This window comes from Exiguobacterium sp. s132 (assembly GCF_018617235.1).
GTDB lineage: Bacteria > Bacillota > Bacilli > Exiguobacteriales > Exiguobacteriaceae > Exiguobacterium > Exiguobacterium profundum.
Genome location: NZ_JACSJU010000001.1, coordinates 763091 through 775270 on the forward strand (window position 1 = coordinate 763091; position 12180 = coordinate 775270).

Below are 12180 nucleotides of genomic sequence, written 5' to 3' on the forward strand. Positions count from 1 at the left end.
AGGTGATCGACGAGCCCCCTCGTGTTGCGAGTGGCTCGTCTTTTTTAATCGGCTTAAGGGGCTCGCTCCGACATAAGCTTGAAGTTGATTCTCTTTTGTGTTCATGAAAAATCATGGCGCGTGTAGGTCACACGAGCCATGATTTTTCATGAACAGCATTGGAAGAGACTTTAGGGAGAATGATTGTGAACGTCGTTTCTCTTGGTTGACTCGTTACGTGAATCTCGCCCTCATGTAAATCGATGATGGACTTGGCGATGGCGAGACCGAGACCTGATCCGCCGGTGTAATGTGCGCGTGACTTTTCCACTCTAAAAAATCGTTCAAACACATATGGGATGTCACGTGAGGGGATGGCCTCCTCGCCGTAATTCGTCATGTTGATAAGAACCACTTCATCCGTATCTTCAATGAACGTATCGATATACGTTCCGTCACGCCCGTAACGAATCGCATTCTCGAGTATGTTTTCGAATACGCGCACGAGCTTCAACGCATCACCCTCAACGATGGGTCGTTTGGCTGAGGAACTGAATCGAGCTTCCATTTCAACTTCCGAGAGACGTAATGTCGACTGCATGATGAGCTGATTGAGCAATTCATCGAGATGGACCTCACTTGTTTGCAGCGCGATTCGGTCGTTTTGCAGAAATGTATAGTCAAAGATATCGTTAATCAAGCCTTTCAGATGGGTCGCATTCTCATGAATGACTTGGATGTAATGACGCAACTCCACCTCGTCCCGGTAACGGTCGCTGTGAATCAAGTCAAGATAACCCGTGATTGACGTGAGCGGGGAGCGCAAATCGTGGGCGACGTTGGCCACGAGCTCGTGCTTCAAACGATCCGCTTGAACCAATTCCTGCTCCGCCTTTGCTGCACTGTCTGAGATGGCGCGAACAGTCGCCATCAACTGCTCTAGCTCTGGCGGGACAGATGGTTCAACCAAATCACGATTGGCATGGAGTTCTTCGACAAGTGAAGTCATCCGCTCAATGTGAAACTGTAAATACCGTTTACGCTCATATTGATAAATCAACACGAGACAAACGATGACCATCAGACTGTAAAACATGACGATGACACCTTCCCGGAAATACGACAACACGATGATCAGACTCTCCATAAATCGTGATGACTCCTCGAAGTACCACACGGCAGGCAGTAACAGAGCACCGCTCAGTGTGGCGACCCCAAACGCAATCAATACATACAGCAGACGTTTCCACATCGGGATGAACGTTATGACGCGCCATATATTATGTCTCAATTTTATATCCCACTCCCCACACCGTATGAATGATGACCTCATGTGGCACGACGGCATGTAATTTCTCACGGATGTTACTGATATGAACCATCACCGTCTGATTCGACCCGACGCCATGCTCTTGCCAGACAGCCTCAAATATTTCTTCAGAGCTATACACCCGGCCTTTATGTTTCGCTAGTAAATACAAAATCTCAAATTCACGTGCTGTCAATCGAATCGTCTGCTCTTGCATCATGACGGTGTGGCTGGCTCGATCGATGAGGAAGGGGCCAGCTTGTACACTTGAGGACTTGCTTGGTCGGTTATAGTTTGAACGGCGCAGCAATGCTTTAATACGTGCCATCAACTCGAGCGGATTGAACGGTTTGATGATGTAGTCATCGACTCCCGTCGTCAATCCCAATATCTTATCCATATCACCCACTTTGGCACTGACCATTAAGATCGGAATTTGGCTCGTCTGGCGCACACGCTTACAAAATTCAAGCCCATCCATCCGAGGCATCATCCAATCTAAAATGATTAAGTCAAACGATTCTTGGTTGAACAAGTCAAGCGCCATTTCCCCATCGGTTGCCATCGTCGTGTGATACCCGTCATTTTTTACATACACATCAATCAGTTCTGCGATTTGGACATCATCATCCACTAACAAGATTTTTGTCATGCTTGAAACTCCCTCGCGAATTAAAGTTGGAAATTCTGATACAAACGTCGGAACGGAGCGTATTGGACGACGAAGCGAACGAGTAAGAACCCTAAGAGCGCGCCGAACGCATTTGCCAATAAATCATTCACATCCGTGCTTCGTCCACTGCCTAGTGTCGTACGCACCAATAATTGAATCAGTTCAAGAATCAGACTAAACTGAAATCCTAATTTAAGTACTTCTTTTTTCGTGATCGACGGTTTCAAAAATGGAAGATAACAGCCTAACGGGAGGAGCATCACGATATTCAACACAAACGAATACAAGTCGATGGTCAAAATCGGAATAAAATTAATCGTTTTCCACCATGGTACTTGGTTCGCATATTTTCCTAAGTTAACGTCAATCGGGAAAAAAACGAAGTGAAGGACACCTAATAAGTATATCCCGAATGATAGAAGCAAAATGGTTTGTGTGACTTTTACATGTTTCTTGCGAAACGACCAGACGAGTAACGTGATGAGTCCGAGGATGGCGAGTGGGATGAGAACGACTCCTGATTCGATTGTGAACATAACTGAATAATTCTGATTATACATGGGAATAAACCTCCTAAGAATTTGAACTGTCTTCAGTGTAGATGGCAGATTTAAAGAATTCTTAAAGGAGTCATAAATGAAATCTAAAAAAGGTAAAGCGCTTTGCGTTGCCTCGAACTGTAGAACAATCAATCAAGAAGCTTGCTCTCGGAATAATGTCGGGCGTCCCGATATCATTCGTCACGTCAACTTCACCGTTTTCGCGTTTCTGTTGCTGAAAAATGGGAACAAGTATGGTATGATGCAAGTAGAAAGAGACCGGTGCTGGACACACCGACCTCTGGCTTACAGGCTACCACTTTAAGAGTGGTCCCAGCCGCCACAATGGTTAGTGAATCAGAAAGTGACCCATCTCATTGCGCCGAGGGGGTCATTTTTTTGTGCGTTCAGACGTTGCACGATCGGATGTTCGGTGAATCACCAAGTGAACGATGATCGGAGCGAGGATTGGGATCATCACATAATCCCCGACCCAGGTCCAAAGTTGTTCCATCCGCACCACCGCCTTCCTCCATTGTGGACTTGGCGGCTGACCCCACTATTGCTGCGTTAACCTGCCCCTTCATTATAACAGATTTGTTCGCAAAAACGCGCTAAAAATAAGAACAAACGTTCTTGTTTTGTAAAATGAATCTTTTGATGGAATCGGTCTCATAAATGGGTCCAAAGAAGGAATTGAGTCGAATCGCTCTTGCTTGTTAGATGTCTGACAGGATATAATCAATCTCGTGTGTATACACGGGTGGGTGAGGGTGCCAATAAAGGATTGATTCCTATGGCAAAACAAACAGAATGGAAAACAGAAACATACGGGGGCGTGCTGAACTTCCTGGCGACAGCATACATCCCGGCCGTGCATGCGGCAATCTTGACACAAGCTGGACTCCCGTTCGAGGGGGCGCTCGTCGGAGCGATTTTGACAAGCATCATCGGGACATTGATTGCGGGATTCTTCAATCTGCCGCTTCTCTTGTTACCGGGAATGGGGATTAATGCGCTCTTCACGTACACGCTCGTCCTACAGATGGGATTGAGTTGGCAAAGCGCGCTCGCTGTCTCGTTCGTCTCAGGTGTACTCGTCGTATTGTTGACGGTCACCAAAGTGGCTAGGAAATTGGCGAACGCGTTTCCACCGATCATTCATGACGGATTGACGGTCGGTCTCGGTCTCTTCCTCATTTTGATTGGTCTTGAGGCGGCAGGAATTGTCTCAGGTGGGGGTGGGGCATTGCTTCACATCGGTGACCTCGGAGAGCGTAACGTCCAGGTGGCCTTTTTATCACTCTTCGTCGCCATCTTGTTGTTCTTGAAGATGGGACCGAGCAGCTTCCTATGGACAATCGGTTTTGGTGTCGGTCTCAGCGCCGTGATGGGAACGCTGGAGTGGACGGGAAGCTTCTCATTGTCACCGTTTTTCGAGTCATTTGGCACGGTATTTGGGAACATCTCGTTCGCAGAATCTGCTTCTCCGCTCTTCTTAGTCGCGGTGGGTGTACTGACGCTCGTCTTGTTGATTGAAAATATCAGCTTGATTCAGAATCAGACACGTGCAATCGACAAAGAAAAGGATGCGCCGAAAGGTCTCATTGCACAAGGTCTGTCGACGATGGCCGGGGCCATGTTCGGGTCAAGCCCGACCGTCTCGACGGTCGAAGTGGCTGCCGGCATATCGGTCGGTGCACGAGGTGGGATTGCTTCATTCGTCACGTCTGGATTGTATGTGGTATCACTCTTATTGCTACCGCTCTTTGCAATCATTCCGGTGACGGCGATCGCTCCGGTGTTGATTATCATCGGGATGATGATGTTCCAGAACGTGAAGCATTTGCCACTCGATAACTGGGAGCATGCCTTCCCGGCAATCCTTGTCATCATCATGATCCCGTTCACGTATTCCATCGTCGATGGCATCGGGCTCGGGTTCATCGCCTACACGATGATTGTCTTGTTCAAGAAGGGCTACCGGTCACTCAGTCCGGTCGTCGGTGTCTTGACCGTATTGTTCTTAGTTTTCTTCTCATTACCAGTCTGGTTATAGAGATACGCACGGCATCGTTCATGAAGAACGGTGCCGTTTTTTGATTTGAAAAGACTCGTTCGTGCTATAATCGCAGTAATATGAAGAGAACGGGGAGGGGATTTGATGCAAGTTATTAAAGAATTCGCATCGTACACAGAATGGCTCGATTCGTTAGGAAAGCTGAGTGAATCCGATTGGAATGAACAGATAAACTCGGAGAAGTGGTCCATAAAGCAAATCGTTTTACATATCGCCCATTGGGACAACCATCTTTTGAATGTCATCATCCCATCGGTGAAGAACGGGGAAGGAATGATTTTCCCTGACTTTGACTCGTTTAACGCACGGGCGACGAAAAGGGCGGAAAAATTGACAGGTGACGCGGTTTTGAAAGAATCCCTTAGCAGTCGACAAACGCTCGTCAACATGCTCGAGTCCTTAAGTGAAGAGACGTTGACTTTTAAGACGTCAGCGAACGGAGTCTCTCATGATCCAAATCAAGGTGTCCCATACTCACTGCACGTAATCATCGAAGAATTCATCGGGCATGACCGGCACCATATGAAGCAAGTCGAGTCCATCCTGAAATGAGACATCGGAAAGTGCGTGGTCTAAAACGAAAGTTAATTCGTCTTCAGCGTAATATGTAAGAAAATCATCATGATTTTCCAAATGAGTTTCATAATGGTAATTGGAATACCAAGATTCCGGTCGAACAAACTTTTTTATTGGATGTTCAACACAGTGCCCAAATCAAACAGGCAATCATCCATGTTCTGCTCGATGAAGCGAAACGACTAGTAGAGTTGCGTGTGGATGAGCGAATGCGAGTTGTCGTGCTGCTAGATTTTCCTACACTCTGGAACTCTGAATTTCTCGTGTTTGAAGATGAAAAGGAGTTACAAACGTTTGTGCGGCGTGATTCATCCCATCAAAAATGGATCCCGATTCTACATGTCAAAACGTTTATCAACCAATGGGACATCCGTAGCGACCAGGATATTCGCGTGTATGGATTTGAAGGATGGTTGTTCGACGAAGAAGATGAAGGTAGAGAATGGTGGATGCTCGTTCAATGAACGGGCATTTTTCTTTTGTCTAAAAATAACTGAATATTCCGTTAAATTGAATGGTATAATCCTTTTAATCCTATTTTTAAATAAAGGATTAAAACTATGGGAGGATCCTGCCAAACAATCGACTGGGTCGCCACATCAAAGGTCGGTTGTGTACAGGTAAAAGTTTACGAACGTCAAAATCTCGACACGTTCACAGTCTCTCTTGATTTGAGCGGTCCGCTCGGGAATGGGCTCCATGCTCAATACGAAGATTTGATTCAACAGACGGCGTATTGGGTCTCTTACTTGATTAAAAAAGACTGTAATGTGGAGATGTTGATCAACCGGCTCGACCAACACAGCCAAATCGACCATATTGTACTTGGAGAAGGAAGAAAACAATTACGCGATGTTGTTGAAGTCATCAGGGTGATGAAAGGAGAAACACATGCGAAGAATGACGGGCTTACTCATATGTTGTGTCGGACTGCTTGCAAGCACGAGGACCGTATCAGCCGAGATGACTGAATCCTCGGCGGAACGTTTTGCAGATGCATATTTTTATAACATTGTGATGGATCATATTCAGGGAGATGATCCGGCTAATTATCATATGACGGACAGTGAGAACATCACTTTTGGGCCACTACTCGAGACATACGTACCGTCTTCCTCTTGTTACAAAACGGGAGAAACATGTACGTTCGTCCCAACAAAAGAATTTGTGGCGACCGTTTTTCAAGATGATGAACCGGTCAACGTGATCGGAACATATGAACAATCAGCGGGTACATATGCGTTCTCAACGTTCGGTTCAGACAAAGAAACCCCTAAAGCGTTGACGGACGTAAAAGGCAATCTCGTGAAATACTCAGAAGCGTCGACGTGGTTTGATTACGAAGGGGACATGTTGACGGCGTTGACATCTAATACAAAACAGATGATTAGCGGAGATGAAATTTCAACTGAGGCGTTTCAAGTATTATTGGTTGAAGAGAATGAAAGTATTGAAGGGGATGCCGAAGAAGGAATGATAGGTGGAGCAGGCGACTCATCATCAGTCCATTCGGATGAGGAAGAGTCAAACAAGCCAACATCGAATACCAACCGATTGATTGGCTTTGCTGTGTTAGCGATATTGCCATTCGGATATTGGTTCCTCAAGAGACGAAAAGCAACATGATGTCAAAAGACTTATCCAATCATCATAATCCACTAGACTTAGTGGTCATACCGAGTCATGCATTGAGAGACAGAGAAGCAACCTACTTGATTTTTCGCCATTTGGAGAATGAACAGTTTCCATTACTTATAGAACGTAAGCGGACTGTAAGGGATTTGAGAAAACGTCGCTTCTCTTTTAAAAGTCAGGAAGAAGAGCATGTGACGACCAAAACCATCAAAAATCGTGAGGTGTTAGAGTCGGAATTGACGCTTTCTTCAAATGAGGTCATCGTCTTAAGAGGAGAGAGGGATTGGATTCTGAGCTATTCCGAAGACGGGTTGACGCTTCAAGGAAACCAAGTGAGACGTGTCGCGACAACTGGTATTGTCCAAATTGAGACATTTTTTGAACATGTGGTTAGAGGTGCGTTTCCCATCAAATTGGCGTTTGGTTTAGGTGGGACGTTTGCTCCATTTGAAAACGTGTTTCGCTTTATATTGCATAACCCAGATTGGAAAGGATTGATTGAAGACGACTTATTGCCTCAGCTTCAGATTCCGAAGGCGAAGAATGTGTGGCAGTCCCTTTCATATCCGACATACGAGCAGACGCTTGAGACGTTCACTATTGAATTTCATCCAAATATACTAGGAAATTTCATACTCGCACATGATGCTAACGATACGTACTATTTCATTGATCATGTGAATGGGGAGATCAAGATTTTTTGAATTCTAAATAAAGAGGGGTAGTGTAGTGAGTTACATACAGCATATGCGTCAATTAATCGGATCGAATCTATTAATCACTGTAGGATGTGGAGTCCTCATCGAACAGGACAATCAAATTTTGTTGCAACACCGAAAAGATCATCATGTTTGGGGAATCCCCGGTGGCGTTATGGAGCCTGGAGAATCATTTGAAGAGACAGCCATCCGTGAAACTCTTGAAGAGACGGGGCTCTCCGTGGATAGTTTGAAACTGTTCGGAATCTATTCCGGTGATGAGGGATATGCCACTTATGAAAACGGTGATCGCGTCTATAGTGTTCAAGTCATCTTTTACACCCATTCATTCTCAGGAGAAATCGCTCAATTGACAGACGAAAGTCATGAACATCGATTTTTCTCAAGAGAAGACCTACCACGATTACATCAACATCAACGTCGGTTCATTGACGATTGGGTCGATCAGGTCAATCTCCCGGTCGTGAAGTGATATTCATCTCGCGACGAACAACCCCTCATACGCTGAACTGCTCCCCGTCAAGTAGACAGGGTAAATAATGAAAACCAGCCTAAGCGGCTTGAGCCCTGTCGAATACAGGTCTCAAGCCGTTCAGTCGTTTCTGGAGACGATCGTGGTTGTAGAACGATATGTAGTTCTCGATGGCCGTTGTGAGTTCGCTATAGGCCTGGAACTCACGCAGGTAGTACATCTCCACTTTTAAGGTGCCCCAAAAACTCTCGATCGGGGCGTTGTCGAGACAACGTCCGACCCGGGACATGCTGTGGGTCAGTCCCGCGTCTTCCACCATGCGTTTGAACCCTCTCGAGGTATATTGGAACCCTCGGTCGCTATGGATCATCGGACGCGCTCCTGTGCGGAGCCCCGTGATGGCTGGCATCATCGTCTGGAAGACGAGAGCGTTGTTGTTGGACTTTCCGATGCGATAGGCGACGATCGAGCCGTCATACAGGTCGATGATCGCGCTCAGGTAGGCCTTCTTCCCGGCGCCGTATTTGAACTCGGTGACGTCGGTGCACCATTTCTCGTCTGGCCGGGATGTACTGAATTCTCGGTTCATCAGATTCTCGGCCACGTGCTGCGGCGTTGACTTCTTATGCTTCTTCCGCTTCCGGCGGATGATCGATTGGATCCCATGGATATGCATCAAGCGATAGACTCGCTTTTCATTGAACGGGGACAGTCCTTGTTGTCGACGCAACCGGTTGATCGTCATCGTGATCCGACGGTACCCGTATGTGCCGTTCGCCTGGTCATAGAGTAGACGGATGTCCCCCAGAAGCTTCTCGTTCTCTTCTTGACGCACCGGTATGGTGCGATTCAACCATTTGTAATAGGCCGCCCGTGAGATGCCGGCGACTCGACAGAGGAGCACGATCGAAGGGGTCTCCTCTTCGTTCAATTCTTTGATGGCGATATATCGTTGCTGTAGCCGTACCTGGCTGATTATGACCTCCTCTCGATCTCCTCTAACTTTTTTAGAAACAAGATGTCCGCACGAAGAAGTTCATTCTCAAGCTCCATTTGCTGGATACGGCGCTTAAGCTTCTCTTCTTCGCTTAGGGGTCCCGTCAGAAAAATGCGGATTTACAACGTTAAGGGATTTTTTCTGACGGAAACGCCTATATTAACAACGTTAAGGAATTCGTAATGGGCGAAGTTCCTTTGGATTGTGGCTACTTTCTGATCTAAAGTGGTATTCACCTAAGAAATTAATATGCTCCCAACCGAGTGGGGAAATATGGGGCAGTAGCTCTTCTTTGAAATGCCCTTGGCTCTTTTGATGTTCAAGTGCCTCCGTTAAATAAATCGTATTCCAAACACTAATGGCGTTAATGATCATATTTAGGGCGCTCGCACGTTGTAATTGATGCTGCATTGTTCGTTCTCGCAGCTCGCCTTGTTTCCCAAAGAAAATCGCACGTGCTAAAGCATTCATTGCCTCACCTTTGTTCAAGCCCTTTTGAATTTTCCTTCGTAGTGCCTCATCTGAAATATAGTTTAAAATGAAAATCGTTTTTTCAATCCGTCCCATTTCTCTTAAGGCTGTGGCTAAACTATTTTGTCTTGCATAAGACCCTAGTTTGCCCATGATGAGGGAGGCAGACACGATTCCTTCGCGTAAAGAGTGTGCTAAACGTAGACATTCTTCGTAATTTTCCTGAATGATTTTTGTATTTATTTGGCCACGTAAGAGTGCATTTAATTTGGGATACTCTTTCATTTGTTTAAAAGTAAATAGCTTGGCATCCGATAAATCTCGAATTCTTGGAGAAAACTTGAAGCCTAATAGATGTGTCAAACCAAAAATTTGATCTGTGTAGCCCGCTGTATCTGTATAATGCTCTTCAATCATTAAATCCGTTTCATGATGCAATAAGCCATCTAACACATGAATCGCATCTCTTGAATTAGTATGAATAATTTTAGTGTAATAAGATGAAAACTGGTCGCTTGTAAAACGATAAATTGTTGTACCTTTCCCTGTACCATAATGAGGATTAGCTTCTGCATGTAAGGAAGAAACGCTTACTTGCATACGCATAACATCGGAGGAAGATGTTGTACCGTCTCCCCAATACGAAGCCATTTTTAACCGGTGCTGATAATTCACTAAGGTCGCTTGTGCGCGATTCATTGCATCTTCATGCATACGCCAATGAGCGACATTGGCCAACTGTTTATAGGTTACACCTGGTGTTGCATCAGCCATTTTACTTAAACCAATATTGGTCCCCATGCCAATTAAAGCAGCCATGAACAACACCGTTTCCTCTTTGTCGGGTTTCCGATTTGATGAAGCATGTGTAAATTGCTCATGAAAGCCTGTTAAATATGCAACATCCATTAAAAGGTCCGTTAATTTAATACGTTGTAACAACTTATATAAATTTGCGCTATACGCTTGTGCCTCTGCGGGAATATCTTTTTCTAATCGAGCTAACGATAAGCGTCCTTTTTCAAGTGAAACGCCATCTAAGTCTTTTAAATTAGTAGTTAACCATTTCAAACGTTCCTCTAAGCTTGCTATTCGCTCTTGCAAGTACTCTTCATAAGCAATAGGGACAGCAAGTCGTGTTTGTTGTTTGTCAGCATGCCACTGTTCAGCTGTAAATAAATATTCCTCAAAATCTCGGTATTGCTTACTTCCCTCAATGGAAATATCCCCAGCTCGTACGTGTTCACGTAATTCGGTTAAAACAGCCATTTCATAATAGTGACGATTAATGGAGCCGTCTTCCTCATATAAATGCTTTTTCCAACGTGCAGAAATAAAGTTGATAGGTGCATCAATAGGCACTTTTCGTTTCCCCGCATCGTTCATCTCACGTAATAGCTCAACGGCTTCTAGTAAAGGTTCATTTGCTTTTGTTGAAAGAAAATCGAGTACACGTAACAACGTTGGTGTGTATTTACGAAGGGCATAAAAGCGTTTTTGCAGCAAGTCTAAATAATCGTAATCCGATGGTCGTGCAAGCTCCTTTGCTTCTTCAATGGACGTAACAAATGTATCCCATTCTAAAACGGATTCTAATACATCAAAAACATTCAAGTTCTCTTGTTTTGCCTTAATAAGTGCCTGTCCAATATTTGTGAAATGAATAATTTTTTCGTTTAATTTCTTGCCGTTTTTCCGCTGGATTTCTTCTTGAGCTTTACGTCCTTTGGATAATAAGCTTAAAATTTGCCGGTCATGAATTTCAAAGGCTTTATCGGTTAATTCCTGTGCCAGTTGCAGCAAGTACACAACTAAAATGGCGTAGCGTTTATTTTCTTTAAAATTGCGAAACGCATACGGCTCATAGCGTGTACCAAGTCGAGCGAGCTGGCTTAACCGGTTTCGATGAATCGTACGTAATGAATGATCATTTAACGCCATATCTCGTATAAATTCTAACCGTTCAATGACCTTTAAAAAGGTATCTGGTGAAGGGAACCCCATCGGCTCTTTCAGCCAGCCAAGCGGTGTTTTATTCGATTCTGTTGCACTCGCTGGCACAACCAATGTTTCTAATTTCTCTATTTGCGTAGGTGTTAGCGCATAATAAATCTGATTAAATATCCTTTCTTCAGCTCGGTCACGTGTTTCCCATACAACCCGTTCAAGCGTTGTTAAGGCAGGAAAAATGATTTTCTGTTGGCGTAAGTAGTCAAAGCATGCATTTAATAAATACATCGAATCCCCATTCTCTAAGGCCAGTGGTAGCAGGTGCTTTGAAAGCTGCCGATATTCCTTACTTGTGAATTCCTGATAACCGTACGCTTTACGAATTTCTTTTAAGTGATCCCATAACGTATTTTCTCTTTGCCCATAAGAATGAATGGCTCCTGCTGGGACATTGATTTGTTGAGCAATGTACTGAATAACGCTATGTGGGATGCTTTTAAGGTGGGTATAGGACCATCCCGGATAGCGTAAAACCGCAAGCTGTACGGCAAAGCCTAAGCGATTGTCCTCACGTCTTCGCTTTAAATTGATGGCCAAATCCTGCTCTGAAAACGTATAGTATGTCCCTAAAATCCAGTCATCCGTTGGGATTTGCATGAGTTCAGTTCGTTGATTGTCAGTTAGTAGTTCGCGTCCTCTCGAAGTTTTCATAGTTCACCAGCCTAATAATTAATTATAAATACAGCAAGTCCACTGTCATTTTAATGGCCAGTGGACTGC

Annotated in this window: 11 protein-coding genes and 2 pseudogenes; 7 read left to right on the forward strand and 6 right to left on the reverse strand. The window is 44.8% G+C overall.

Annotated elements, in window-relative coordinates:
- Positions 1 to 127 precede the first annotated feature (127 nt).
- The 4 genes from KNO78_RS03900 to KNO78_RS15615 all read right to left on the reverse strand — a co-directional run bounded on the left by KNO78_RS03900 (position 128) and on the right by KNO78_RS15615 (position 3014).
- Positions 128 to 1270, reverse strand: a complete 1143-nt coding sequence (locus tag KNO78_RS03900) for a sensor histidine kinase (protein ID WP_251125238.1) — start codon at positions 1268 to 1270, stop codon at positions 128 to 130.
- Entirely contained in the window at positions 1260 to 1940 is a 681-nt protein-coding gene (locus KNO78_RS03905) for a response regulator transcription factor (RefSeq protein ID WP_214690918.1), read from the reverse strand. Before KNO78_RS03905 ends, KNO78_RS03900 begins: the two co-directional genes overlap by 11 nt.
- Positions 1941 to 1960: 20 nt before the next feature.
- The gene (locus KNO78_RS03910; RefSeq protein WP_214690917.1) at positions 1961 to 2521 is read right to left on the reverse strand and encodes a VanZ family protein; all 561 of its coding nucleotides are present in this window, start codon (positions 2519 to 2521) and stop codon (positions 1961 to 1963) included.
- 370 nt (positions 2522 to 2891) lie between these two features.
- The gene (locus KNO78_RS15615; protein WP_255349577.1) at positions 2892 to 3014 is read right to left on the reverse strand and encodes a hypothetical protein; all 123 of its coding nucleotides are present in this window, start codon (positions 3012 to 3014) and stop codon (positions 2892 to 2894) included.
- A gap of 282 nt (positions 3015 to 3296) precedes the next feature.
- Between KNO78_RS15615 and KNO78_RS03915 the strand changes: the two genes are divergently transcribed.
- From KNO78_RS03915 to KNO78_RS03945, 7 genes and pseudogenes are all read left to right on the forward strand, one after another.
- A complete protein-coding gene (locus tag KNO78_RS03915; RefSeq protein ID WP_214690916.1) occupies positions 3297 to 4559 on the forward strand; it encodes an NCS2 family permease in 1263 nt (420 codons plus the stop codon).
- A gap of 105 nt (positions 4560 to 4664) precedes the next feature.
- A complete protein-coding gene (locus KNO78_RS03920) occupies positions 4665 to 5132 on the forward strand; it encodes a DinB family protein (RefSeq protein ID WP_214690915.1) in 468 nt (155 codons plus the stop codon).
- A gap of 77 nt (positions 5133 to 5209) precedes the next feature.
- Positions 5210 to 5620: pseudogene (locus tag KNO78_RS03925) on the forward strand (DUF3916 domain-containing protein); the annotation flags it as partial.
- A 96-nt stretch (positions 5621 to 5716) separates the two neighbouring features.
- Positions 5717 to 6127, forward strand: a complete 411-nt coding sequence (locus KNO78_RS03930; protein ID WP_251125239.1) for a DUF58 domain-containing protein — start codon at positions 5717 to 5719, stop codon at positions 6125 to 6127.
- Positions 6048 to 6782, forward strand: coding sequence for a hypothetical protein (locus KNO78_RS03935; protein WP_214690914.1), 735 nt, complete (start codon positions 6048 to 6050; stop codon positions 6780 to 6782). The genes KNO78_RS03930 and KNO78_RS03935 overlap by 80 nt, the downstream gene beginning before the upstream one ends.
- Before the next feature lie 200 nt (positions 6783 to 6982).
- Entirely contained in the window at positions 6983 to 7495 is a 513-nt protein-coding gene (locus KNO78_RS03940) for a hypothetical protein (RefSeq protein WP_214690913.1), read from the forward strand.
- 25 nt (positions 7496 to 7520) lie between these two features.
- Positions 7521 to 7982 carry an NUDIX hydrolase gene (locus tag KNO78_RS03945; protein ID WP_214690912.1) on the forward strand — a complete coding sequence of 154 codons (462 nt, stop codon included), beginning with the start codon at positions 7521 to 7523 and terminating at the stop codon, positions 7980 to 7982.
- Positions 7983 to 8061: 79 nt separating this feature from the next.
- Here KNO78_RS03945 and KNO78_RS03950 read toward each other — a convergent pair.
- Together KNO78_RS03950 and KNO78_RS03955 are read right to left on the reverse strand one after the other, a co-directional pair.
- Positions 8062 to 9074: pseudogene (locus KNO78_RS03950) on the reverse strand (IS3 family transposase); the annotation flags it as partial.
- 73 nt (positions 9075 to 9147) lie between these two features.
- Positions 9148 to 12111, reverse strand: a complete 2964-nt coding sequence (locus KNO78_RS03955) for a Tn3 family transposase (RefSeq protein ID WP_214690911.1) — start codon at positions 12109 to 12111, stop codon at positions 9148 to 9150.
- Between the last annotated feature and the right edge of the window lie 69 nt (positions 12112 to 12180).

Excerpts from the sequence above, each read along its gene's own strand:
- KNO78_RS03905 (WP_214690918.1), bottom strand. The coding sequence starts at position 1,940 with ATGACAAAAATCTTGTTAGTGGATGATGATGTCCAAATCGCAGAACTG.
- KNO78_RS03910 (WP_214690917.1), bottom strand. The coding sequence starts at position 2,521 with ATGTATAATCAGAATTATTCAGTTATGTTCACAATCGAATCAGGAGTC.
- KNO78_RS15615 (WP_255349577.1), bottom strand. The coding sequence starts at position 3,014 with ATGGAACAACTTTGGACCTGGGTCGGGGATTATGTGATGATCCCAATC.
- KNO78_RS03915 (WP_214690916.1), top strand. The coding sequence starts at position 3,297 with ATGGCAAAACAAACAGAATGGAAAACAGAAACATACGGGGGCGTGCTG.
- KNO78_RS03920 (WP_214690915.1), top strand. The coding sequence starts at position 4,665 with ATGCAAGTTATTAAAGAATTCGCATCGTACACAGAATGGCTCGATTCG.
- KNO78_RS03930 (WP_251125239.1), top strand. The coding sequence starts at position 5,717 with ATGGGAGGATCCTGCCAAACAATCGACTGGGTCGCCACATCAAAGGTC.
- KNO78_RS03935 (WP_214690914.1), top strand. The coding sequence starts at position 6,048 with ATGCGAAGAATGACGGGCTTACTCATATGTTGTGTCGGACTGCTTGCA.
- KNO78_RS03955 (WP_214690911.1), bottom strand. The coding sequence starts at position 12,111 with ATGAAAACTTCGAGAGGACGCGAACTACTAACTGACAATCAACGAACT.